This is a genomic window from Mesorhizobium sp. (assembly GCF_004962245.1).
GTDB lineage: Bacteria > Pseudomonadota > Alphaproteobacteria > Rhizobiales > Rhizobiaceae > Mesorhizobium.
Map to the genome: position 1 here is coordinate 64,706 of NZ_SUHQ01000015.1, position 24,611 is coordinate 89,316.

The following is a 24,611-nucleotide window of genomic DNA, read 5'->3' on the forward strand; positions in this document are numbered from 1 at the left end:
CGGCTTTCACATGATCGTCAGTTTGCCGGCGCCGGATTGGCCGGTGCATTGTCGGCCGGTGGCGCGTCGGTTCCGCTCTCGTCGGGTGCCGGAGCACCGGTATCGTCGCCGGTTGCCGGCGCGTCTGCCGCGGGTGCGTCCGCCGCTGGAGGTGTCTCGGCGCCGGTCTCGGGTGCCGGCTGATTCGGATTGAGCCTGTTGAGGATCGCGTTTTCCGGATCCTCGGGCAGCAGGCTTTCGAGCTTGGCGCCGATCGATTCGAGCAGCGGCCGGGACTTGGCGTTGGCGACCCAGCCCGGAGCCTTGGGGCCGGCCAGCCAGTTGAAGAACAGCAGGGCCACCGCGACGACCAGGATGCCGCGCGCCGCGCCATAGAGGAAACCGAGCGTGCGGTCGAGCGCGCCGATCCTGGAATCGATGATCCAGTCGGCGAGCTTCATGGTGATGACGGAAACGACGATCAGCGCGATGATGAAGACGATGCCGGCGGCGGCCACCATGGCAACCTTCTCGTTGTCGACATAGGGCTGAACGTAAGGCAGGACCGGTTTGTAGAAGAAGAACGCCGCTGCCGCCGCCGCTATCCAGGAGATGATGGAGAGAACCTCGCGCGAAAAGCCGCGAACCATGGCGAGCATCGCCGAGACCAAGGTGAAGCCGACGAGAATTCCGTCAAGCAGCGTAATCGGCATGTCTTTCGCCCCACTTCATGAGCCGCGTCACTCTTGCTCGTCGGCACGGCTGCGCCGTGAGCCGGCTATGCGCGCCACGAGGTCGGCAAGCTCGGTGGGCTGGAAAGCGCCGGCCCCTATCCCCCCGGCAAGTTCCTCGCTGCCCAAGGGCAGAACCGCACTTCCGAAACCCAGCTTTTCGGCTTCCTTCAGGCGCTGCTGCGCATGCGCAACCGGCCTTACGGCGCCCGAAAGGCTGATTTCGCCGAAATAGACGCAATCGGCCGGAAGGGCAAGACCGGTGAGCGAGGAAACCAATGCGGCCGCCACCGCCAGATCGGCCGCCGGCTCTGAAATGCGGTAGCCGCCGGCAACATTGAGATAGACGTCGTGGGTGCCGAAACGGACGCCGCAATGGGCTTCGAGGACGGCGAGGATCATCGACAGCCGGGCGCCGTCCCAGCCGACGACGGCGCGGCGGGGTGTGCCCAGCGACGACGGCGCCACCAGCGCCTGGATCTCGACCAGCACCGGGCGGGTTCCCTCCATGCCGGCGAAAACCGCTGCACCCGGCGATTTCGCATGGCGTTCGCCGAGAAAAAGCTCGGACGGATTGGCGACCTCGCGCAGGCCCATGTCAGACATTTCGAAGACTCCGATCTCGTCGGTCGGCCCGAAGCGGTTCTTGACCGTGCGCAGGATGCGGTAGTGGTGGCCGCCTTCGCCCTCGAAATAAAGCACCGCGTCGACCATGTGCTCGACCACGCGTGGCCCGGCGATCTGGCCTTCCTTGGTGACGTGGCCAACCAGCACGATCGCCGCTCCGGTGGATTTCGCATAACGGATCATCGCCTGGGCGGCGGCGCGCACCTGGGTGACGGTGCCGGGAGCCGAATCGGCCATGTCGGTCCACAAGGTCTGGATCGAATCCAGAATCACCAGGTCCGGCCGCTTGCCGTCGGCGATGGTGGCGAGGATGTCCTCGACATTGGTTTCGGCGGCAAGCTCCACCGGAGTGTCGGCGACGCCGAGCCGTTGTGCGCGCAGCCGGATCTGGGCAACGGCCTCCTCGCCGGAGACATAGACGATGCGGTGGCCTTTTGCCGCGAGTGCTGCGGCCGCCTGGGTCAATAGCGTCGACTTGCCGATGCCGGGATCGCCGCCGACCAGAAGGGCCGAACCGCGCACGAAGCCGCCGCCGGTGGCGCGGTCAAGTTCGCCGATGCCGGAGACGATGCGCGGCGCGTCCTCGATATCGCCGGACAAGGTCGTGAGCACCACGGCGCGGCCCTTGCGCGCATTGCGGGTATTGGCCGGACCCGAGCCGATGCCGCCGGACGTGCCTTCCTCGACTAGCGTGTTCCACTCGCCGCAAGCATCGCATTTGCCGGCCCAGCGCTGATGCACCGATCCGCAATTCTGGCAGATGAACTGGACGCGGGACTTGGCCATCAGATGGATGCCGCTTCGTGACAAGTTAGCGGGACAGCGCCCCCCTCTGTCCGGCAGGACAGAGGGGGGCGCGAAAGAACGCCGCGGTCCGGTGCCATTGTTTCTGTGTCTGCCAAGCGGCTACTCGAACCTCTCCGCAATATGATGCTCTTCAGCAAGGTCGGAGAAGCGGGTGAACTCGCCCTGGAAGGCGAGGCTGACCGAGCCGGTCGGTCCATGGCGCTGCTTGGCGACGATGACCTCGGCCTTGCCGCGCATCTCGTTCATCTCGTTTTCCCATTTGATATATTCGTCGGTGCCGGGCTTCGGCTCGCGGTTCTTCAGATAATATTCCTCGCGGTAGACGAACAACACCACGTCGGCGTCCTGCTCGATCGAGCCCGATTCGCGCAGATCCGAGAGTTGTGGGCGCTTGTCGTCGCGGCTTTCGACCTGACGCGACAGCTGCGACAGCGCGATGATCGGCACGGCAAGTTCCTTGGCCAGCGCCTTCAGGCCGGTGGTGATCTCGGTGATTTCCTGCACGCGGTTCTGCGAGGATTTCGCGCTCGACCCTTGCATCAGCTGGATATAGTCGATGACGATGACATCGAGGCCGCGCTGGCGCTTCAGCCGTCGCGCGCGTGCCGAAAGTTGGGCGATCGAGATGCCGCCGGTCTGGTCGATGAACAGCGGTATCTTCTGCATGGTCTGCGAGCAGGCGACCAGCTTTTCGAAGTCCATCTCGCTGATCTCGCCGCGGCGGATTTTTGACGACGGGATTTCGGTCTGCTCGGAAATGATGCGGGTGGCGAGCTGTTCCGATGACATTTCGAGCGAGAAGAAGCCGACGACGCCGCCATTGGCCGCCTTGAACGAGCCATCGGCCTGCTGCGCCGGCACATAGGCTTCGGCGATGTTGAAGGCCATGTTGGTGGCGAGCGAGGTCTTGCCCATGCCGGGGCGGCCGGCGATGATGATCAGATCGGACGGCTGCAGGCCGCCCATGCGGCGATCGAGATCGCGCAGGCCCGTGGCGACGCCCGACAGGTGCCCGTCACGCATATAGGCGGCGTTGGCCATGTCGACGGCGGTCTTGACCGCATCGGTGAAGCTTTCGAAGCCGCCATCGTAGCGGCCGGTCTCGGCCAGTTCGAACAGGCGTCGTTCGGCATCCTCGATCTGCTCGGACGGCGACATGTCGACCGGCGCATCGTAGGCGATGTTGACCATGTCTTCGCCGACGGTGATTAGCGCGCGCCGCGTGGCGAGATCGTAGATGGCGCGGCCATAGTCGGCGGCATTGACGACGGTGACCGCCTCGACAGCCAATCGCACGATATATTGCGCAACCGTCATGTCGCCGACCTTCTCGTCGGCCGGCAGGAAGGTCTTCAGCGTGATCGGCGTTGCTATCTTGCCCATGCGGATGAGTTCGGCGGCGACCTCGAAGATTTTTCTGTGCAGCGGCTCGTAGAAATGGCCGGATTTCAGGAAGTCCGAGACGCGGTAGAAGGCATCGTTGTTGACGAGGATGGCGCCGAGCAGCGCCTGTTCAGCCTCGATGTTGTTCGGCGCCTCACGATAGAGCGGTGTTTCCGCCACGCCGAATTTTCGCGCTGCCTCAGCCATGATGTCCCCGGTTTTTGATCCCGGCTTCTCGATATCAGAACGGGACAAGTCAGTGATGACTTATCTGCATCAGTCCCCAACCAACCAGCTTTGATGCCCGCGATTCACAGACAAGATCTTTCGGTGGAAAGAATCTTGATTGACTCGAATCAAGATGACGAGCTTAGCCATTCTTGAACGAGAACAAAACAGGAAAATGGCTGCCAGTCATTCCGGCAGCGCGTCGCCCCAGTCGAGCCGTCGCGCGGCCTTGAATATCTCGCCATCGCGCTTGGTGAACAGTTTTTCGCCGGCACTGCCGTCCTTTTCGCAAAGTTTCAGCAGAACCTTGCCGGAGCCCGATTTCGGCGGTGCGATCACCCGCGCCCGCGATGGGCCAACGGCTTGGCGGGAGGCGGCGACGTAGATGAATTTCTCGTCCTCCCAGGGTACGTCGGCCTCCTTGGCCAGCCGGTGCAGGCGCGAGCGCGCGACACGGCGCGAAAAATGGCACCAGTCGGGCGCCGCGAGCGGGCAGGGTGCCTCATGCGGGCAAGGGGCAAGCACATGCGCGCCCGCCTCGATAAGGTGCCGACGCACCGCAAGGATGCGCTCCCATCCGGCCGGCGTGCCCGGTTCGACGACCAGCAGCGTGTCGTCGCTCAGGTGCCAGAGCCGGTCGACGAGCTTTGGCAGCGACGCCGGCGCGATCTCGTCCAGCACATAGGCGCAGGTGACCAACTCGGCCGGTTTGAGATCGGCAAGGTCGATGGTGACATCCCCGGCCAGCCAGGCGATTTTGGCCGTCATCGCGTCTGCGGCAAGAGTCTCGCCGACCCGGCGCACCGCTGCGCTCGCTTCGAGCAGCACCGCTTGTTCGAGGTCGGGCCAGAGATCGAGCGTGGCCCAAAGCACCGTACCAGGACCGGCGCCGACATCGAGCAGGGTTTTCGGCGCGTAGCCGGGTCGCGCCTCGCTCACTGCATCGAGGCTGGCACGGACGGCGGCATAGGTCGCCGGCAGCCGCGTCGCCAGGTAGGCCTTGACCGCCATCTCCTCGGCCATGTGCAGGCGGCCGTCACGCAGCTCGGCGCGGTAACGGTCGGACAGCGTTTTTGCCGCTTGCTTCAGCGTCGGCAGCGGCACTTTTTCGAGGAGATGCTCTACGCCCTGTCGAAGCAAAATAGGCAGTTCCATAAATCAGGCCCCCCGACGCGCGAGCAGGATGATCGAGGCGCCAACGATGCAGAGCGCGGAACCGGCAAGGTCCCAGCGGTCAGGGCGCACGCCTTCCACCAGCCACAGCCATCCGAGCGAGGCGCCGATATAGATGCCGCCATAGGCGGCATAGGCGCGGCCCGCCGCACTGATGTCTACCAGCGCCAGCAGGAAGCCGAACAGGGCGAGCGAGGCCAGGCCTGGCGCCAGCCACAGCGGCGACTTTTCCAGTCGCCACCATGCCCAGATCGAAAAGCAGCCGGCGATCTCGGCAAGGGCAGCAACGCTGTAGATGAGATAGGTCATGAAAAAAGGTCTCGTGGCGACGACGAGACCTTTTTCAGCGTGCAGGCAGGCAATGGCAAGGGCAATGCGTGGCCACCGGCAGCTATTTCGGAGCCGCCATCCTGCGGCGCCGCGTCGGCCTGGCGGCAACGGTTTTTTGGCGATGCCCCATGTCGCGCATCTCCAGCGCCTTCTCGCATTTGGCCATATAGTCTCGAGACATCGGCAGCGTGTCGTTCTTCTTGGCGATCTGGATTTGGAAGATCACCAGGTCCTGCCAGCGGAAGGCGGCTTCCGAGGCTGCCAGATAGAACTCCCACATGCGGCAGAAGCGCTCGTCATAGATCGCCTTGGCCTTGTCGCGATTGGCGGCGAAGCGCTCGCCCCAGTGCTTCAGCGTGTCGGCATAATGCAGCCGCAGGATTTCGATGTCGGTGACGATGAGGCCCGACTTTTCGATCGCCGGCATGACTTCCGAGAGCGAGGGAATGTAGCCGCCCGGGAAGATGTATTTGCGGATGAAGGCGCTGGTTGCCCACGGCACGCCGGAGCGGCCGATCGTGTGCAGCAGCATGACGCCGTCCGGCTTCAGGAGCGTCGCCGATTTCTCGAAGAAGGTGCGGAAGTGGTTGACGCCGACATGCTCGAACATGCCGACCGAGACGATACGGTCGAAGCGCTCGTTGAGCTCGCGGTAATCCTTCAGTTCGAAATGCACGCGGTTTTCCAGACCTTGCGCGTGGGCGCGGTCGGTGGCGACGCCATGCTGCTCGGTCGACAACGTCACGCCTTGCACGTCCACGTCGAAGGACTTGGCGAGATAGAGGCCGAGCCCGCCCCAGCCGGAGCCGATGTCGAGCACCGTCTGGCCGGCCTTCAGCCTGAGCTTGGCTGCGATGTGGCGCTTCTTGGCGGCCTGCGCCTCATCGAGCGTCATGTCCGGCTGCTCGAAATAGGCGCAGGAATACTGCATGTCCTCGTCGAGGAAGAGCCGGTAGAGGTCGCCCGACAGATCATAGTGGCGCTGTACGTTGCGGCGCGCGCGCGCGGCCGTGTTGATCTGCTGCAGGCGGCGGAAGGCGTGGCGCAGGCCCTCGATCGCCTTCGACCAGGTGGCGTCGATGCCGCCGCTGCCCATGTTCTGGAAGGCGATGCGCATCACCCCCAGCACGCCGCCCTCGAGTATGTCGAGTTCTCCGTCCATATAGGCTTCCGGCACCGCCAGCATCGGATCGAAGGTGATGGCACGCTCGGCATGCGCGGTCTTGATGTGCATGTGCACCGGCTCGCCGCTGCCGTCGCCGAAAACCACTGCCGCGCCCTTCGGGCCGGTTACCTTGAGATTGCCGGTGCAAACCAGGCGGTCGAGAATGCGCTTCAACAGAATATTCATGACCAAACGTCCCCTCTCGGCCAGACAGGCTGTTCGCGCATGACCCAAAATCAATATCGATTTCGGAAAGGATCATGCGCCCAGTCAAGACGCTACAGCGTCCAGAGGACGCGCGGCGCTGTAGTCTGCAACAATATGTAGGGGTTCGAAAAGTTCCATTTGGCATAAAAATGCCCGGGCGAGAGGCCCGGGCATTGGTCCAGAAATGACTGGAAGCCGACTAAGTGACTGGAGCACCGTTCTGGCGCTCTGTCGTATGTAATCAGGCGTTGTCTTCGCCGCCCTCGAACTCGGCATTGGGGTCGAAGAAGTTCTCCGGGCGCGCATTGTCGTTGATGTCTTCGCCATAGATGGCTTCGGCGGTGGTCAGCGTCTCGCCCTGGGCCTGGCGCTCGGCTTCGTCGGCCGTGCGGGCAATGTTGAGCGTGATGGTGACCTCGACTTCCGGATGCAGCGCGATCGCCACATTGGTAAGACCGATGGTCTTGATCGGCTGGTTGAGCAGGATCTGGTTGCGGTTGACCGAAAAACCTTCCGCCGTCAGCAGCTCGGCGATGTCGCGGGTCGACACCGAGCCGTAAAGCTGGCCGGTTTCGCCGGCCGAACGCACGGCGATGAAGCTCTTGCCATCGAGTTTTTCCGAAATCTGCATGGCCTCGGACTTGCGCTCGAGGTTGCGGGCTTCGAGCTGGGCACGCTGTCCCTCGAACTTCTTCTTGTTGGCTTCGTTGGCGCGCAGCGCCTTGCCCTGCGGCAGCAGGAAGTTGCGGGCGAATCCGTCCTTGACCTTGACGGTATCGCCCATCTGGCCGAGGCGGGAAACGCGTTCGAGAAGAATGACTTCCATGGTTTTGTTCCTTCGTTTGGGCGCCAATCACTGGGATCGACGCCGAATTGTCTGGAACAGGTCAGGAAGCTGAGGGCGTCGCCGCCTATGTCGCTGTCCTGCCTGTCGCGGCAGTTAGAGGTCTTCACCTCAACCCGGGATTTGATGGCAACCCTGCGGCGCCCGTCGCCGTGGGAAAAGCGGGCGGCGAACCGCCCGCCAAAGAGTGTTAGCGAACCACGTAGGGCAGCAAGCCGAGGAAGCGGGCGCGCTTGATCGCCTTGGCGAGCTCGCGCTGCTTCTTCTGGCTGACGGCGGTGATGCGCGACGGCACGATCTTGCCGCGCTCGGAGATGTAGCGCTGCAGAAGACGTACGTCCTTGTAGTCGATCTTGGGCGCATTGGCGCCGGAGAACGGGCAGGTCTTGCGGCGGCGATGGAAGGGGCGCCGGGTCGGGATCTGATTGATGTCGACCATTATTCTGCACTCCCTTCAACACCTTCGCGCGGACGGCGCGGACCACGGTCTGCACCGGCGTCGCCACCGAAGCTGCGCGGCGGACGATCGCTACGGTCGCCGCGATCACGGTCGCCGAACGAGCGCGGGCCGCGATCGCGGTCACCAAAGCTGCCTCGCTCCGAGCGCTCTTCACGCTTCTGCATCATCGCCGAAGGGCCTTCCTCATGCGCATCGACCTTGACGGTGAGGAAACGCAGCACATCCTCGGACAGTCCCATCTGGCGCTCCATCTCGTTGAGCGCGGCCGGCGGGCAGGTGATGTCCATCAGCGTGTAGTATGCCTTCCGGTTCTTGTTGACCCGGTAGGTGAGGGACTTCAGTCCCCAGTTCTCGACCCGGCCGACGGACCCGCCATTGGCGGAGATGACACCCTTGTACTGTTCGACAAGCGCATCGACCTGCTGCTGCGAGAGGTCCTGCCGGGCAAGAAACACATGTTCGTAAAGAGCCATATTGTTCTTTGCCTTTCTTCGTTTCTCTCCCGGTTCCCGGCGGCAAAAGCCTCTGCAACTTCTCTGACCCGCTAGTCCCGAAGGGGCGGGGAAGAAAGGAGCATGACGAGACGGTCGAGAGCGGAGACACGGGAGGCGGAAGCGCTTCTGGCCCCACACGAAGGTTTTCGAAAAAACCTCCGGCCCTCCGTTCAGCCCCCAGCAAGGACCGGCAGATTGCGGGCGTCTATACAGCAATTTGGCCGCAAGGCAAGGGCGAGCCGAAAACCCGCCGCTGCAAGGACGACATGTCGCGCCGCGGCAGGGTCAGCTTGTATGGGGGACGAGCTTGTTCACCGTTTCCGGGAAGAAATCGGGCGCTGCACGGCGCTTGCCGAACATCATGTCGTATTGCAGCAGACGGAAATCGCGGATGGCCGGGTCGATTTCCTTCTTGCGCGCCCAGTCCGGCGTAGCCTCGCCCGCCGGCGTCAACAGCAGATTGCGGTCGACGACACGGTAATGCTCGCGCATCTGGCCGAGAAAGCCGGTGTAATAGGGGTGGCTGATCCCGGCCGTGGTCAGGATATGGTAGGGCAGGAAGGCAGGGCTTACCGCCTCCATTTCCTCGGCCGGCCCGGTGCGGTTCGACCATACGACCAGCGGCGTCTGGTGATGCAGCAGCATCAGATCAGGCGGCTCTTTACGCGGCGCGACATTATCCTTGAGGAAGCCGGTCTCGACATAGACCGGACCGAGCGGCGGCAGATGGTCGCCGAAGAAGGCGATGACCGTCGGCCGTTTGCGGTTCTTCGCCCATTCGACAAGGCGCCCGAGGCCCTTGTCGGCGTCGGATGCACCCTCTGTGAAGCTCAGGAGCGAATCCTTTGCCCACTGGCTGGTCGGCGCCTGCACCTTGTGGGTCGGATTGTAGTAGCGGTTCGGCTCATAGGGTCCGTGATTCTGCAGGCTGACGGCAAAGAAGAAGAACGGATCGTCGGTGGCGTCGGCTTCGCGGATGATCTCGTCGGTCATCGCCGCATCGGAGGCCAGCGGCCCGCGCTTTTCGAGATATGGCATGTTTTCCTCCGACTTGAAGGCGTCGAAGCCGAAATCCGCATAGACCGGCGTGCGGTTCCAGAACCAGCTCGTGCCCGGATGGATGGCGCGCGTCTCATAGCCCTGGCTCTTCAGGAACGTCGCCATCGATGGCACCGGCGCGCGGACATATTGCTGGTAGGGGATGCTGCCGGCCGGCAGGAATGCGTTGGAGAAGCCCGTCAGCGCCTCGAATTCGACATTGGCGGTCATGCCGCCGAATTCGGGCGAGAACACGTGGCCCGAGCGCAGCGCCCGCACGTTGGGAATCGGGTCGGGCGTGACGGCGACGCCGGGCAGCCCGGTCGGATCCCAGAAGGATTCGCTCATGACGATGATGATGTCGGGCTTCTCGGCCGGTACCGAGGCCGTCACATCAGGCCTGTCGATCGCCGCGATCGACTTGTCGGAGTAGCCGGCGGGCGCCTTGACATGGGCCATCGGCACGTTGAGCGCGAAGGCAAGCGCGAAGCCGTTGGAGGCGTAGTTTTCCTTCTGGTCCCACATCATCGGGATGATCTGCAGCCGGTCGCGGGTCCACGAGAAGGTTGCATAATCCATGATTGAGACGAAGAAGGCGAGCAACGGCACGGTCAATGTCAGCCGGGCAAGGCGGCCCTTGTGGCTGAGCGCCGGCACTCGGCGGCGCCACTGGCGCCAGCCATGGACCAGCAGCGACAGCCCGACGACGATGCTGACCGCAAGGGCGAGGGCGGTTCCCGGGCGATCGCGCACCAGTAGCGGCATCAGCGCCACGATCTGGCGTGAATACAAGAAGTCGGTCGGATAGAGCGGATCGCCGAGATAGAGCGATTTCTGATGGCCGATAAAGGCCAGCGCCAGCGTCAGCGGCGCGACGATCACCAGGCTCTGGTGGCTGCGGCCGAGCACGGCGTCGAGGCCGATCAGGATCAGCGCGAAGATGATGATGGTGGTCCAGCCCGGCTTGAAGGGCTGCAGGAAGAAGGTGACGGTGCCGGCAAAGTTGCCGCGCACGATCAGTTCGATCGCAAACACCAGAATGGCGGCGGCGAGCAGGCTGACGAGGCCGTAGCGGATAACAGGCCATTTCCGGCCCGGCAGATAGCCGGTGGCCGGATCGCCTTCCAGAAACTGTGGCGCGGCCTTGCTTGCGCCTTTTCTAGTCCTTGCCACCTTACAATTCCCCCAGCCATACACAAAACGTCACTGAACTGTCATCGATCTGTCACGAAAAGCTAGCGTCTGTGGCTGAAATAAGAAGAGCCAGCAAACGAATCGTGAGCGGTTTTCATCAGGAGTGATCGCCAAAAAGCCTTTTGTAACAGGCACTCGGCCAGTGATGCCGAGCCGGAGTGGGCTGGAGTGGGCCGATAGCGGACTTGACTTGCCCGCCCGCCTTGCGTCACAGGCAGGAAAAATCAGCCGCTTGGGAGCACACATGGCCGTCGCATTCACCTTTCCGGGACAGGGCAGCCAGGCTGTCGGCATGGGCAAGGACCTTGCCGACGCCTTTCCGGAATCGCGGAAGATCTTCGAAGAGGTCGATGACGCGCTCGGCGAAAACCTGTCGAAGCTGATCTGGGAAGGGCCGGAAGAGACGCTGACGCTAACCGCCAATGCCCAGCCGGCGCTGATGGCCGTGTCGCTTGCCGCGATCCGGGCGCTGGAATCGCGCGGTTTCTCGCTGAAGGACAAGATTGCCTATGTCGCCGGCCATTCGCTTGGCGAATATTCGGCACTTGCCGCCGCCGGCTTCGTTTCGGTCGCCGATGCCGCCCGGCTCTTGCGTATCCGCGGCAACGCCATGCAGGCGGCAGTGCCGGCCGGGGAGGGCGCCATGGCGGCGATCATCGGGTTGGAGCAGGCCGATGTCGAAGCTGCCTGCGCTGAAGCTGCTAAAGGTTCGGCCAAAGGCTCGGTTTGCCAGATCGCCAACGACAATGGCGGTGGCCAGCTGGTGATCTCCGGCGCCAGGGCGGCGGTCGAACTGGCGGCGAGACTGTGCACGAAAAAAGGCGCCAAGCGGGCGCTGATGCTGCAGGTTTCGGCGCCTTTCCATTCGGCGCTGATGGCACCGGCGGCCGAGATCATGCGCGAGGCGCTGGCCGGGGTGACGAAGAACGCGCCGTTCGTGCCCGTGGTCTCCAACGTGTCGGTCACCCCGTCCAGCGATCCGGACGCAATCGCCCGCCGCCTGGTCGAACAGGTGACCGGCCGCGTGCGCTGGCGCGAAACGGTGGAATGGTTCGGCGCGAACGGCGTTGCGACGCTTTACGAGGTGGGTGCCGGCAAGGTGCTGTCGGGGCTGGCGAGGCGTATCAACCGCGACATCGCCACCGGCGCCGTCGGCACCGCCGCCGATGTCGAGGCGACGATGGCGGCATTGGGTGAGCCACGTAGCTTGAATTCATCGGCGCTTGGCGCTACGTGAATACATGTATCGCAACGAGGTGCGGCATGCCCACATCGATCCGCCTTTCTCCTGAAGTTGAGCAGCGCCTGGATTTTCTCGCGGCCAAGACGGGTCGCAGCAAGGCCTACTATCTGCGCGAGCTCATCGAACGTGGTCTGGAGGACATGGAGGACTATTATTTGACCGCCGAAGTCCTGGAGCGGATCAGGCGTGGTGAAGAGGACGTCATGAGGGCTGAGGACTTCTGGCGTGGCCTGGACGCTTGAATATGCCCGCTCGGCGCGTAAGTTCGTCGAAAAACTGGATCCGCAGACACGTCACCGCATCCGCGATTTTATTGAAAACCGCATTGCCGTCCTCGAAAACCCGCGTGAACTCGGCAAGCCGCTGAAGGGCCCGCTCGCAACATTTTGGAGATATCGCGTCGGCGACTATCGGATCATTTGCGATGTCCAGGATAACCGGCTCGTCATTCTGGTGGTAACCATAGGCCACAGCGGCGATGTCTACAGATAATCGAACTCACCGGCCTGTTATGATTTGGCCGGCCTGTTATGATTTGGAAAGAGGATAACACATGTTCGAATTGACCGGTCGCAAGGCGCTCGTCACAGGCGCATCGGGAGGCATCGGCGAGGCGATCGCCCGGGTGCTGCACGCGCAGGGCGCCATAGTTGGCCTGCACGGCACCCGCGTCGAAAAGCTGGAAACGCTGGCAGCCGAGCTCGGCGACCGGGTCAAGCTGTTCCCGGCCAACCTTGCCAATCGCGACGAGGTCAAGGCGCTCGGCCAGGAGGCCGAGGCTGATCTCGACGGCGTCGACATTCTCGTCAACAATGCCGGCATCACCAAGGATGGGCTGTTCGTGCGCATGGCGGACGCCGACTGGGATACGGTGCTCGAGGTCAATCTGACCGCCGTGTTCCGGCTGACCCGCGAACTCACCCATCCGATGATGCGGCGCCGGCACGGCCGCATCATCAATATCACCTCGGTCGTTGGCGTTACCGGCAATCCCGGCCAGACCAATTACTGCGCCTCCAAGGCCGGCATGATCGGTTTTTCCAAATCGCTGGCGCAAGAGATCGCCACCCGCAACATCACCGTCAACTGCGTCGCCCCGGGCTTCATCGAATCGGCCATGACCGACAAGCTCAACGACAAGCAGAAAGAGGCGATCATGGCGGCGATTCCGACACGGCGCATGGGCACCACCGCCGAAGTCGCTTCCGCCGTCGCCTACCTCGCTTCCAACGAGGCTGCCTATGTCACCGGCCAGACCATCCACGTGAATGGCGGCATGGCGATGATTTGACAGTTGCGGGAAAACACCCCTTTTCGCCTTGGACCCAAGCCGATTTTCGTGTAATGCGGCCCGCAACCCGGCGGTTCGGGCAAAAACCGGTCCGGTGCCGTTGCGTTTCCGGCAGGACCATCTTTCAGCTTGATTAGCGGCATTCTGCCCGCTAACGAAGACAGACAAACAAAAGACGAGGATGCCCAAATGAGTGACACCGCAGAGCGCGTCAAGAAGATCGTTATCGAGCACCTTGGCGTCGACGCCGACAAGGTGACGGAGCAGGCGAGCTTCATCGATGATCTGGGCGCGGACAGCCTCGATACGGTCGAACTCGTCATGGCGTTCGAAGAAGAGTTCGGCGTCGAGATTCCGGACGATGCGGCCGAAACCATCCTGACTGTTGGCGATGCGGTGAAGTACATCGACAAGGCTTCGGCCTGACGCTATTTGCAGTCACCACCGGGGAGGACCTGCGATGAGGCGTGTCGTCGTCACGGGCCTTGGGCTGCTTTCGCCGTTCGGCATGGGCTTCGAGCATAGCTGGAAGGAGCTTCTTACCGGCCGCAGCGCAGCCAAGCGCATCACCGAGTTCGAAGTGGAGGATCTTGCCTGCAAGATCGCTCACGTCGTTCCGCGCGGCAACGGCGAGAACGCCACTTTCAATCCCGAGGCCGTTCTCGAGCCGAAGGAACTGCGCAAGATCGGCGACTTCATCCTTTATGGGATCGCGGCCGCCGACGAAGCCCTGAAGGATTCGGGATGGGCGCCGAAGACGCACGAGGAGCAGTGCGCCACCGGCGTGCTGATCGGCTCGGGCATCGGCGGCATCGAAGGCATCGCCGAGAACGCGATGATCCTGAAGGAGCGCGGTCCGCGCCGCATCAGCCCATTCTTCATCCCCGGCCAAATCATCAATCTCGTCTCCGGCCAGGTCTCGATCCGGCATGGGCTGAAAGGCCCCAACCACGCCGTCGTCACCGCTTGCTCCACCGGCGCGCATGCCATCGGCGATGCCGCCCGGCTGATCATGTGGGGCGATGCCGACGTGATGGTCGCCGGTGGCGCCGAGGCGCCGGTGACGCGGCTGTCGATCGCCGGGTTCGCCGCCTGCCGGGCGCTGTCCACCGACCGCAACGACGCTCCAGAAACGGCCTCGCGTCCTTATGATCGCGACCGGGACGGCTTCGTCATGGGCGAGGGCGCCGGCGTCGTCGTTCTGGAGGAGCTGGAACACGCCAAGGCGCGCGGCGCCAAGATCTATGCCGAGGTCACCGGTTACGGCCTGACCGGCGATGCCTATCACATCACCGCGCCGGCCGAGGATGGCGACGGCGCCTTCCGCTGCATGGTAGCAGCGCTGAACCGGGCCAAGCTGACGCCGGCAGACGTCGACTACATCAACGCGCACGGGACCTCGACCATGGCCGACACGATCGAGCTCGGCGCTGTCGAGCGGCTGGTCGGCAATGCCGCGTCGAAAATATCGATGTCGTCGACCAAGTCGTCGATAGGCCATCTTCTGGGCGCGGCGGGCGCCGCCGAGGCGATCTTTTCGATCCTCGCCATTCGCGACAATATCGCGCCGGCCACCATCAATCTCGACAATCCGGAGCGCGAAACGGCGATCGATCTGGTGCCGCACAAGCCGCGCGCCCGCCAGGTCGACGTGGCGCTATCCAATTCCTTCGGCTTCGGCGGCACCAACGCCTCGCTGGTTTTCCAGCGCTACAATGGCTGACCGGCTCGCCGACCCGCACGGTTTGCGCGTGCCGTCAATTTTGCCATATTCCACCCTACTGTGCCCAGGGGGATTCGTTGCAAGATCAAGCGGCAGGGCGCCATGAACACAAATTCGGCGGACAACGGGGAATTCGGGCAACGGCCCGCACCGTCGGGCCCGATCGTGCCGAAGACGGCCAACGAGGCGTTGCGGCCTGAAGCCGGCACACCGCCGCCCAAGCGCTCGCGCGCTTCGCGCAGCCAGTTCGTCGTGTTCATGAATTTCGTCATTTCGCTGGTGATGCTGGTGATTCTGGCGGCCGGCTTTGCATTGTATTTCGGTAAGCAGGAATTCAACGGACCCGGCCCGTCGGCCAATGCCGACACCTTCCTGGTCAAGCCGAACACCGGAGTCCAGGAAATTGCCGACCAGCTCGAGCGGCGTGGACTGATCAGCGACGCGCGCATCTTCCGCCTTGGCGTGCGCGCCTATGGCAATGATGCCGCGCTGAAGGCCGGCGAATACGAGATCAAGCCGCGGGCCTCCATGCGCTACATCATGGAGTTGCTGAAGAGCGGCAAGTCGGTGATGTATTCGCTGACCGTCCCCGAGGGGCTGACCGTCGAGCAGGCGCTGCAGCGCATCGCCGATCAGGCAGCGCTCGACGGCGATATGCCGGCGACCATTCCACCCGAGGGCAGCCTCGCTACCGACACGCTGCGCTTCACCCGCGGCGCGACGCGCCAGCAGATGGTCGAAAAGCTTTTGGCCGACCAGAAGAAGCTGGTCGAGGATGTCTGGCAGCGGCGCGCGCCCGACCTGCCGCTGGCCAATGTCGAGGACTTCGTCATCCTGGCTTCGATCGTCGAGAAGGAGACGGGCAGGGGAGATGAACGCTCGCGGGTCGCGGCCGTCTTCCTCAACCGGCTGGCCAAGGGCATGCGGCTGCAGTCCGATCCGACCATTATCTACGGCCTGTTCGGCGGCAAAGGCAAACCTGCCGACCGTCCGATCTACCAGTCGGACATCCAGAAGCCGACGCCCTACAACACTTACCTGATCAACGGCCTGCCGCCGACGCCGATCGCCAATCCCGGCCGTGCCGCGCTGGAAGCCGTTGCCAACCCGTCGAAGACCGACGACCTTTATTTCGTTGCCGACGGCACCGGCGGTCACGTCTTTGCCGCGACGCTCGCCGAGCACAACGAGAACGTCGCCCGCTACCGGGCGCTGCAGAAGAAGCTGGCCGGTGAGGCCGCCAAGGCGGACGCCGCCAAAGTGGAAGGTCAGACCGATGCGCCGGTGGACGGCGATGCGGGAGCGGCGCAGTAGCGCCGGAGGGTTTTGAGATCGTCCCTCCGATCCGTTTGACGGCAGGGACGTGCTGTTTTTGATCAGGAGCGCCTCGCGTCCGATTTGGCGAAGAGGCGCTCCGGCATTTTGAAGCCGCGCATGACCTGCCCGGAACCACTTCCGGAATCATGCGCCAGGGGGACGCAAGGGCATCATGAATTTGCAGAGCATGACCGGTTTTGCACGGGCCGTCGCCGAACATGACGGCACGTCGATCGCCTGGGAGGTCAAGTCGGTCAACGGCAAGAGCGTCGAGGTCAGGCTGCGGCTGCCGCAGGGCCTCGAGCGACTGGAGCCGTCTGTCAGGCAGACGGTGCAAAAGCGTTTTGCGCGCGGCAATTTCCAGGCCACGCTGACCATCGGCCGCGCCGCCGGCCAGCAGGCGCAGCCCGTGGTCAACGAGGCCTTCCTGAGCGATCTGGCGGGGCTGGCCAAGCGGCTGCAGGAGCAGTTCGGCGTAGCGCCTGCGACAGCCGACGGGCTGCTTTCGCTGCGCGGCGTGCTCGACATCCCCGAAACCGCCGAGACCGAAGAGGCGCGGGCGGCGCTCGACGGCGCGATCCTCTCGGTGCTCGAAGTGGCGCTGGGCGGGCTGGAGCAGGCACGCCAGGGCGAGGGCGCCGCCCTGCGTTCGCTGCTGTCTGGCCACATCGACGCCATCGAGGCACTGACGTTGCGCGCCGAGGCCGATCCGTCGCGCGAGCCGGCGGTGATCCGCGAACGGATTGCCGAGCAGGTCCGGCTGCTGATGGATGCCTCTGCCAATCTCGACGCCAGCCGGCTGCATATGGAAGCTGCGTTCCTGGCCACCAAGGCCGACATCCGCGAGGAGATCGACCGGCTGAAGACGCATGTCGCGTCCGGCCGGGTGCTGCTGGCGGGCGGCGGCGCCATCGGCCGCAAGCTCGATTTTCTGGCGCAGGAATTCAACCGCGAATCGAATACGCTGTGTTCGAAGTCGAACGCCGCTACGGTCACCGCCATAGGGCTGGAGCTGAAGGCGGTCGTCGACCAGTTCCGCGAACAGGTCCAGAATCTGGAGTAACCCTGATGGTCGCCAAGGAGCCGATGGTTGCTAAGGATCTGGGTTCCCGCATTCGCCGCCGGGGCCTGATGCTCGTGTTGTCGTCGCCGTCCGGCGCCGGCAAGTCGACGATCGCGCGCAATCTTCTGGAAAGCGATTCCAGTCTCGAACTGTCGGTCTCCGTCACGACGCGGCCACGCCGCGGCAGCGAGATCGAGGGCGTCCATTATCATTTCCGCACCATGCGCGAGTTCGAACGGCTTCGCGATTCAGACGAACTGCTCGAATGGGCCGAAGTGCATGGCAATTGCTACGCGACGCCGCGCGAGCCGGCCGAACTGGCGCTTGCACAGGGCCGTGACATGCTGTTCGACATCGACTGGCAGGGCGCCCAGCAGCTCAAGGAGAAGATGCGCGCCGACATCGTCTCGATCTTCATCCTGCCGCCCTCGATGAAGGAACTGAAGGCCCGGCTGAAGCGCCGCGCCGAAGACCAGGAATCAGTGATCGAGACGCGTCTGAAAAACGCCTGCAACGAGATCGAGCACTGGAAGGAATACGATTTCGTCATCATCAACGACGATCTCGACCGCGCCTTCGCCGAGGTGCGCGGCATCGTCACCGCCGAGCGGCTCAGACGCGACCGCCGGCCCGGCCTGTTCGATTTCGTCTCAGGGTTGCTCGACGAGAAGACGGATTAGGGGCGGTGGAGCGCCAATCCCCCCTTGTGGGGAGGTTGGCAGCTTCTCACACCGCGTTGGTCAGTCGCACGAATTCCTCGACGTCAAGCGTTTCGGCGCGGCGGGTCGGATCGATGCCGGCGCGGGTGAGCAGGGCTTCGCCGCCGAGGCTCTTGACGCTCTGTCGCAGCATCTTGCGGCGCTGGCCGAAGGCTGCTTCGGTGACGCGGCTGAGCTTCTTGACCTCGGCGGGCAGGGGACTTGCCCGCGGCACCAGATGCACCACCGACGACACTACTTTGGGCGGCGGCGTGAACGCTTGCGGCGGCACGTCGAAGGCAATTCGTGCCTCCGTCCGCCAGCCGGCCAGCACGCCCAGCCGGCCATAGGCATCGCTGCCGGGACGGGCGACGATACGCTCGGCCACCTCGCGCTGGAACATCAGCGTCATCGATGCGTAGAAGGGCGGCCAATCGGCAACGGTCAGCCAGCGTATCAAAAGTTCGGTGCCGATGTTGTAAGGCAGGTTGGCGACGATCTTCACCGATCCATCGCCTCCATGCGCCCCTTTGGCAAGCGCTGCGAAATCCGTCTTCAGCGCATCGCCGGCAATGATCTCCAACCGGCCCGGATAGTGGTCCGACACTTCCGCGAGCGCTGCCAGGCAGCGCTCGTCGCGCTCGATGGCGATGACCCGGCCAGCGCCGTGGGAAAGCAACGCCCGGGTCAAGCCGCCGGGACCCGGACCAACCTCGATCACCGTGGCGTCCGTCAGGTCGCCGGCGGCGCGCGCGATCTTGCCGGTCAGGTTGAGGTCGAGCAGGAAATTCTGGCCGAGCGCCTTTTTCGCTTGCAGCCCATGGCGTTCGATCACCGCGCGCAACGGCGGCAGTCCGTCGATGCTCATGCGACCGCCCTCAAGGCGCTCATGCGGCGCCAGCCTTCGCCCCGGTGTCGGCAAGCCTGCGGGCGAGCCTCAGCGCCGCGATCAGGCTGTCGGCCCGGGCTATGCCCTTGCCGGCGATATCGAAGGCGGTGCCGTGATCCGGTGAGGTGCGGATGAAGGGCAGGCCAAGCGTGACGTTGACCGCCTCGTCGAAGGCAAGCGCCTTGGCCGGGATCAGCGCCTGGTCGTGATACATGCACAGCGCCACATCGTAGCCGGCTCGGGCGCGGGCATGGAACAGCGTGTCGGCCGGCAGCGGCCCGAAGGCGTCGATGCCCTCCGCCCTCAGCCTGTCGATCGCCGGGCGGATGATGTGCTCGTCCTCCGCACCCATCGCGCCGCCTTCGCCGGCATGCGGATTAAGGCCGGCAATGGCAAGCCGCGGCTTGGCGATGCCGAAGCGGTGTTCGAGGTCGGCGGCGGTGATGCGGGCGGTCGCGACGATCAGGTCCGTCGTCAGCGCCTTCGGCACCTCGCACAGCGCAATATGGATGGTGACCGGAACCGTGCGCAACTCGGGACCGGCAAGCATCATCACCGGCATCGCTTCGGCGCCGGTGTGGAGCGTCGCCAGATGCGCCAGATACTCGGTGTGGCCTGGGAAACGGAAGCCGGCATCGTAGAGCGGCTTCTTGGCGATCGGGCACGTGACGACCGCCGCGGCGCGGCCGCCAAGGCAATCGTCAACAGCGCGGTCGATGGCCTCGATGATGCCGGCGGCGTTGGCTGGGTCCGGCCGGCCGGGGCCGTCGACGAAGCGGGCGACGAGCGGCAGGACGGGCAGGGCGCGTGCAAAGACACGCGCCGCTTCGGCCGGCTTTGTCTCCGTGATTGGCACATCGGCGCCGAGTCGGCGTGCCCGTGCGGCAATCAGCGCCGGATCGGCTATGAGATAGAAGGGCGGTACACCGGCGCTGTCACGCGCCTGCCAGGCGGCAATGGCGATTTCAGGCCCGACGCCGGATGGATCGCCGACGCTCAACGCCAGCGGGAGCTCTGCCTCTGGCGACTTCAGCGCTCGACGATGCGGGCTTTCTTCCGCAACTCCTCGACATACTTCTTGGAGAGATCGTCGGCGTCCTTGCCGGTCGAGCCTTCGCTCTGGAACACCATCTGGGCGGCCTTGTCGTCGGACACTTCGCGCGACGAGCAGATGCCGATGAACTCGACGCCACGGTCCGTCTGGCGTGTGGGGGTGGCGCCGCCGACCTTGGTGGCCTTGATCTGGTCGGCCCATTCCGGCGGCAATTGCGGCGCCAGCACCCGGCCGAGATCGCGAACGGTGACGTCGATCAGGCCCTTGGCGAATTCGCGCGAGGTGCCGCAGCCGTTGAAGCGGGCGCGCATGGCATCGGCCTCGCGCTTGCGCTTGGCAAGCGTCGCGCTGCGCTCGGCCGCCGGCACGACGAAGATGACCTGCTGCAGCATGTACTCCATGGCGGTCGGCTTGGCGCCGCCCTTGTCGAGCATGCGCCTGACCGCGTCCTGTTCGGTCATGGCGCCGCCACCGCTCTCGGAACGATGACGCGCGGTCAGCGCCTGATTCCAGGCCATCTGGGCGCGGATGAACTCCTTGAAATGCTGCTTGCCGACGCCGGACTGCGCCATGACGCCATCGAGCTGCTTGAGCTGCATCTTGTTGGTCGTGGCAAAGCGCTGATAGGCGGCGTCGACCTGGGCGTCGCTGATGCGTATGCCGAGACGCTTGGCTTCGGCGAGGCGCAGCGTCTGCTCGATCATTTCGTTTGCGGCGTCGCCCTTCCTCCGCTGGAGGCGCAGAAAGGCCGCACGATGCTGGATATCGCCGGTGGTGATCGGTACGTTGTTGACGACGTACTTGATCTGGCTGGCGAAAGCCGGCAGCGTCGTCATGGTGATCGAGGCCGAGGTCGCCGCCACCAGCAGCGCGAACCCTGCCGAAAAGAGGTATTTCCTCATCGAAAGCATCCCAATTTTATCCCGGTTCCGGCCCAACTCTATCTCATTTTGAGGGAGCTGAAACCCGTGCCTGCCTTATGCGGCGAAACGATGTCGCTAAGCGACCTGCGTCCACTTGGGCGCGCAAGGTACGCTCCAATACTTTGAATCTACGCATCGTGTTTTCTTAAAATCTAATTCCAATCTCAGGCCGATGCGTTGGCGGGCCGCCCGTTCCGGCCGTCTGTTGCTGGCCAGTCGTCCACTGGCCGGTCGTCTGCTACTGGATAGCGCCGAAGGAGCTTTGTGATGAGCCGAAATCGCCGAGCGTGCGAAACGACAGGTTGAAGCCGACATTCTGCGACACTTCCCTGGTGTTCAGGTCGCGGGTTTCCGAGAACGTCATCAAGTAAGTGAAGCATGAATCACTATAGGCAAAACCGATCCCGTCCTTGACCAGGACACTTTGCTCCAGATCGTAGGTGCCGGTGCCGAAAACACGCCAGTTCTCGGCAAGTTGCGTCGAGGCGCCGAGCGTGACCTCATGGCGATCGGTCGTGAAGCCATAAAGCGGCTGCGCCTGGATGAAGGCGTATTTGGCGCTGAACGAAATCGGCAGGCCGGAAAAGGCCGCTTTCACCTCGGCGCGGCGGACCTCGAAGCTCTGTTCGTCGAAACGGCCACTGACCGAGCCGGAAAGCCCACCGGGGCTGTTGAAGCCCACAAGGCCAACGTAGTCGGAGGTCTCGGTCTCAAGACCCGAATAGGCGCCGACATTGACCAGGTCCGGTGAATCGAACGAGTTATAGCCGCCCAATTGATAGGATTGGCCGAACAGGGCGTTGGTGCTCCAGCCATTGTCGTAGGCGCCGGAATAACGCAGCCCGACATTGGCGCGCGAGCCACCCTCCATGCGATCGTAACCGGAGAACTTGTCGCGCTCGAACAATGTCGTGGCATCGAAGACGAAGCTCTGAGCGTCCTCGTTGGGGACAGCGAGGCCACCAACATATTGCTCGTTCGGACGCACAAAGACCTGCGCCATCGGCTCGAAGATATGGCTGGAATTGGTCGACGAAAACAGCACAGGCCAGCGCATCTCCAGCCCGGCGGTCGCCATGTAGCGGGCGAGCGAGGAGCGCATGTCGGCGCTGGTGTTTATATCCGGGTTCATCGCCATCTCGTTGATGGCGGTGAGCGAGGGCGAAGAGGCATTGACATAGCCGGCGTCGCCACGCAGCGCCAGCAATGGCGTCAGCAGCAGCCCGCCATCGGTGGTGAACGTGCGCTTCCATTCGGCTTCGGCGGTGAGACGGCCCGATTGACCCTCGATGCCGCGCACGCGTTCGACGTCTGAGGTGAGATCCTCAGGGATAGCGTGAACTTTATCCAGCCTGTCGCGGCTGATGGCCTGCGCGTTGACATTGAACGACAATTGGCCGCCGGCCACCGCCATGTCCGGGATGTAGGCGTAGTCGAGCGAGGGCAGCACCCAGGGCTGCTTGCCGGCACGTGCGGTCGGATCGTCAGGGAGCGTCTTTTCCTGGACCTCGAAGCGCATGGCGCGCACATCGAAATAGTTGCGGCCGTTGAGGCCGGTCAGATAGATCTCCGAGCGATGCACGCTATCGTTGAAGTCTTCGATGGCGTAGGTGCGCGAGAAGTTCTTGTCGGTCTGCAACAGGACATTCCAGCCGAAGTCCCAGCGCGGATTGATAGCGAACTGCCCCTTGGTGCCCATCATGCCACGGAACTTGTTCGGATCACCGGCCGCACCAGAATCCACAGTGGGGCCGTAGCTGTCGATGAACTCCTCGGGGTTCTCTTGCCGGATGCCGGCGATCTTCAGGCTGTACTGGCCGTTGTTGAAGCGCTGGCGCCATTCGGCCTCGCCTAGGAAGCCTTGCTTGGTGTAGCCGCTGCCGGTGACGGTGAGGTCATAGGTCGGCGAAAGCGCGAAATAATAGGGCACCTTGATGCCGGCGCCGAGGTCGCTCTTGTAGGCAACGCTGGGGTTCAGGAAGCCGCTCTTGCGCTTGACGGTAGGGTCGGCAATCTCGAAGGCCGGCAGGTAGGCGAGCGGAAAGCCGAAGAACTCGAAATTTGAATTCTCGAAGCGGACCGTCTTCTTCTCGCCGTTCCAGATGATCTTCCTGGCCTTGATGCGCCAGGTCGGTGCCTTGTCCGGTTTGTCCGCGCATGGCTCGCAGGCCGTGTAGACGCCATTGTGGAACGTCGTCAGCACGCCGCCCATGCGCTCCGCGCTTTCGGCGGCGAAATACGCCTTGTCGACGGTTTCGACGCGCAGCGCATTGACGAAGCCGTCGGCGAAATCGTCGGTTATGTCGACATGCTGCGAATAGATCTTGGTGCCGTCGCTGTTGATGACCTCGACATTGCCACTGGCGACGAGGCGCTGGGTGTTGCGGTTGTATTGCACCCGCTGGGCGACGAGGCGGTTGCCGCCATAATCGATCTGGACCCCGCCGACGGCCGTTACCGTCTGGTTGTCGTTGTCATAGACCAGCGTATCTGCCGCCAGCAGCATTTGCGAGTCGGCGGGGACGTCCGGCGCCATATCGCTGATATCCTGGGCAGAAGCCGGAACTGTCGGGACGACGCAAGCGAGCAGGCATGCCAAGGCGCTCGCCCCATAGAGGCGTGCCAAACCGGCCTGCCTATGGCTACGCAAAACCGCCCCCCTCACTAGCCGTCTTCCTTGTAAAGCAAGAAAGTCACCCCGAAGAACATAGCCACGACAACCGGAACCCATGCAGCCACGACTGTGGGTACGAATCCCGCAACACCGAATGCCTTGACCAGCACCGTCACGACATAAAGCAGAAACCCGGCCAGGACGCCACCCAGAATCATCGTCGCGGATTGTCCCATCCTTGCAAATCGCATCGACACCGTTGCAGCGATCAGCGTCATGGCGACGAGAAGGAACGGCAGCGCCACCAGCGAATCAAACTGCATGGCAAAGGCATTTGCCTTGAGGCCGAAGGAGCGGGCAACCTCGATCTTGCTGGGCAGATCGTAGAAAGGGATGGTCTCCGGGCGCGCCAGCCGCTCTTGCACGAATTCGGGCTTGAGGTTGGTCGGCACTCGGTCGCTTGCTATCGATTGGATGTTGCCGTCCCGGAAAACCTTGACGTCCTGCAGCTCCCAGTAGCCATCTCGCAAATAGGCGTGCACCGCATCCTTGCGTTCGACGATGTCGCCTTGCGGGTTGAGGACGAAGAAGACGGCGTCGGCCATCTCCAGCCCCTGATTGAGAATGGCGCGCGCGCCGATGATGGTATCGCCGGAACTGGTTTTCTGCCGGATCCAGGGGGCGGCATCGGCCGAGACGGCGCTCGACTTGCCGGAGCGGAGCTGGGTCTCGATTCTCTCGGACCAGGAAAACGCATGCGCAGCGATCGGATTGATGACGCCGACCGACAGCACGCCGAACAGCAGCGCCCCGATGCAGCACGGCAGCAGGAACTGCCATGCGGACACGCCGGCGGAACGTGCGATGACCAGTTCATATCTGCGATTGAGCGAGACCAGCGTCGCCATCGCCGAGAACAGCCCGACGAACGGCACTGTCTGCAGCATGATCATCGGCATCCTCAGCCCTGAAATGGCGAACGCCGTACCGTAGGTGAAGCCTGGCAGGCCGGTCATGCGGCTGGAAAGCTCGGTGAAGTCGATCAGGAACACAAGCGCCAGGAGGCCGACGAAGAACCAGATGGTGATCGTCACGTAACGGAAGAAGAAGTATCGACCCAGAGTCCAGCCCATTAG

Annotated in this window: 24 protein-coding genes; 9 read left to right on the plus strand and 15 right to left on the minus strand. The window is 63.5% G+C overall.

Annotation, left to right across the window (positions count from 1 at the left end):
* Positions 1-17 precede the first annotated feature (17 nt).
* From E5X88_RS17375 to E5X88_RS17420, 10 genes are all read right to left on the minus strand, one after another.
* Entirely contained in the window at positions 18-692 is a 675-nt protein-coding gene (locus tag E5X88_RS17375; protein WP_292163414.1) for a CvpA family protein, read from the minus strand.
* 27 nt (positions 693-719) lie between these two features.
* The gene (gene radA, locus E5X88_RS17380) at positions 720-2,123 is read right to left on the minus strand and encodes a DNA repair protein RadA (protein ID WP_127292600.1); all 1,404 of its coding nucleotides are present in this window, start codon (positions 2,121-2,123) and stop codon (positions 720-722) included.
* Positions 2,124-2,243: 120 nt separating this feature from the next.
* Positions 2,244-3,734 (minus strand): replicative DNA helicase, encoded by a 1,491-nt coding sequence (locus E5X88_RS17385; protein ID WP_292163416.1) that lies wholly within the window; start codon positions 3,732-3,734, stop codon positions 2,244-2,246.
* 207 nt (positions 3,735-3,941) lie between these two features.
* Positions 3,942-4,910: a small ribosomal subunit Rsm22 family protein gene (locus E5X88_RS17390; protein WP_292163419.1), complete on the minus strand. Its 969-nt coding sequence runs from the start codon at positions 4,908-4,910 to the stop codon at positions 3,942-3,944.
* A gap of 3 nt (positions 4,911-4,913) precedes the next feature.
* On the minus strand, positions 4,914-5,237 hold the full coding sequence (locus tag E5X88_RS17395) for a YnfA family protein (RefSeq protein ID WP_292163420.1): 324 nt from the start codon (positions 5,235-5,237) through the stop codon (positions 4,914-4,916).
* 82 nt (positions 5,238-5,319) lie between these two features.
* Positions 5,320-6,609 (minus strand): cyclopropane-fatty-acyl-phospholipid synthase family protein, encoded by a 1,290-nt coding sequence (locus E5X88_RS17400; protein WP_292163421.1) that lies wholly within the window; start codon positions 6,607-6,609, stop codon positions 5,320-5,322.
* 262 nt (positions 6,610-6,871) lie between these two features.
* Positions 6,872-7,456, minus strand: a complete 585-nt coding sequence (rplI, locus tag E5X88_RS17405; RefSeq protein WP_292163424.1) for a 50S ribosomal protein L9 — start codon at positions 7,454-7,456, stop codon at positions 6,872-6,874.
* Positions 7,457-7,664: 208 nt separating this feature from the next.
* A complete protein-coding gene (gene rpsR / locus E5X88_RS17410) occupies positions 7,665-7,913 on the minus strand; it encodes a 30S ribosomal protein S18 (protein WP_006203718.1) in 249 nt (82 codons plus the stop codon).
* Entirely contained in the window at positions 7,913-8,407 is a 495-nt protein-coding gene (rpsF, locus tag E5X88_RS17415; protein WP_292163425.1) for a 30S ribosomal protein S6, read from the minus strand. Before rpsF ends, rpsR begins: the two co-directional genes overlap by 1 nt.
* Before the next feature lie 306 nt (positions 8,408-8,713).
* Positions 8,714-10,639 (minus strand): LTA synthase family protein, encoded by a 1,926-nt coding sequence (locus tag E5X88_RS17420; protein ID WP_292163426.1) that lies wholly within the window; start codon positions 10,637-10,639, stop codon positions 8,714-8,716.
* A gap of 265 nt (positions 10,640-10,904) precedes the next feature.
* Between E5X88_RS17420 and fabD the strand changes: the two genes are divergently transcribed.
* The 9 genes from fabD (at position 10,905) to gmk (ending at position 17,977) form a co-directional block, all read left to right on the plus strand.
* Positions 10,905-11,897, plus strand: a complete 993-nt coding sequence (fabD, locus tag E5X88_RS17425) for an ACP S-malonyltransferase (RefSeq protein WP_292163428.1) — start codon at positions 10,905-10,907, stop codon at positions 11,895-11,897.
* Between the two features lie 26 nt (positions 11,898-11,923).
* Complete coding sequence (locus E5X88_RS17430; RefSeq protein WP_292163429.1) at positions 11,924-12,145, plus strand: ribbon-helix-helix protein, CopG family; 222 nt, start codon at positions 11,924-11,926, stop codon at positions 12,143-12,145.
* On the plus strand, positions 12,129-12,395 hold the full coding sequence (locus tag E5X88_RS17435) for a type II toxin-antitoxin system RelE/ParE family toxin (RefSeq protein WP_292163433.1): 267 nt from the start codon (positions 12,129-12,131) through the stop codon (positions 12,393-12,395). The genes E5X88_RS17430 and E5X88_RS17435 overlap by 17 nt, the downstream gene beginning before the upstream one ends.
* A gap of 61 nt (positions 12,396-12,456) precedes the next feature.
* Positions 12,457-13,194: a 3-oxoacyl-[acyl-carrier-protein] reductase gene (gene fabG, locus E5X88_RS17440; protein WP_292163435.1), complete on the plus strand. Its 738-nt coding sequence runs from the start codon at positions 12,457-12,459 to the stop codon at positions 13,192-13,194.
* A 189-nt stretch (positions 13,195-13,383) separates the two neighbouring features.
* Positions 13,384-13,620, plus strand: a complete 237-nt coding sequence (locus tag E5X88_RS17445) for an acyl carrier protein (protein ID WP_006203723.1) — start codon at positions 13,384-13,386, stop codon at positions 13,618-13,620.
* 34 nt (positions 13,621-13,654) lie between these two features.
* On the plus strand, positions 13,655-14,917 hold the full coding sequence (gene fabF / locus E5X88_RS17450) for a beta-ketoacyl-ACP synthase II (RefSeq protein WP_292163437.1): 1,263 nt from the start codon (positions 13,655-13,657) through the stop codon (positions 14,915-14,917).
* Positions 14,918-15,019: 102 nt separating this feature from the next.
* A complete protein-coding gene (gene mltG / locus E5X88_RS17455) occupies positions 15,020-16,231 on the plus strand; it encodes an endolytic transglycosylase MltG (protein WP_292163439.1) in 1,212 nt (403 codons plus the stop codon).
* 175 nt (positions 16,232-16,406) lie between these two features.
* Positions 16,407-17,297, plus strand: coding sequence for a YicC/YloC family endoribonuclease (locus E5X88_RS17460; RefSeq protein WP_292163441.1), 891 nt, complete (start codon positions 16,407-16,409; stop codon positions 17,295-17,297).
* 5 nt (positions 17,298-17,302) lie between these two features.
* Complete coding sequence (gmk, locus tag E5X88_RS17465; protein ID WP_292163442.1) at positions 17,303-17,977, plus strand: guanylate kinase; 675 nt, start codon at positions 17,303-17,305, stop codon at positions 17,975-17,977.
* Between the two features lie 46 nt (positions 17,978-18,023).
* Here gmk and rsmA read toward each other — a convergent pair whose 3' ends face one another.
* From rsmA to lptG, 5 genes are all read right to left on the minus strand, one after another.
* The gene (gene rsmA / locus E5X88_RS17470; protein ID WP_292163445.1) at positions 18,024-18,863 is read right to left on the minus strand and encodes a 16S rRNA (adenine(1518)-N(6)/adenine(1519)-N(6))-dimethyltransferase RsmA; all 840 of its coding nucleotides are present in this window, start codon (positions 18,861-18,863) and stop codon (positions 18,024-18,026) included.
* A gap of 19 nt (positions 18,864-18,882) precedes the next feature.
* Positions 18,883-19,890 (minus strand): 4-hydroxythreonine-4-phosphate dehydrogenase PdxA, encoded by a 1,008-nt coding sequence (gene pdxA, locus E5X88_RS17475; RefSeq protein ID WP_292163573.1) that lies wholly within the window; start codon positions 19,888-19,890, stop codon positions 18,883-18,885.
* A 23-nt stretch (positions 19,891-19,913) separates the two neighbouring features.
* On the minus strand, positions 19,914-20,849 hold the full coding sequence (locus E5X88_RS17480; protein WP_292163447.1) for a peptidylprolyl isomerase: 936 nt from the start codon (positions 20,847-20,849) through the stop codon (positions 19,914-19,916).
* A 250-nt stretch (positions 20,850-21,099) separates the two neighbouring features.
* Positions 21,100-23,526, minus strand: a complete 2,427-nt coding sequence (locus E5X88_RS17485; protein WP_292163449.1) for an LPS-assembly protein LptD — start codon at positions 23,524-23,526, stop codon at positions 21,100-21,102.
* Positions 23,526-24,608, minus strand: coding sequence for an LPS export ABC transporter permease LptG (gene lptG, locus E5X88_RS17490; protein WP_292163451.1), 1,083 nt, complete (start codon positions 24,606-24,608; stop codon positions 23,526-23,528). The genes E5X88_RS17485 and lptG overlap by 1 nt, the downstream gene beginning before the upstream one ends.
* Positions 24,609-24,611: the final 3 nt, after the last annotated feature.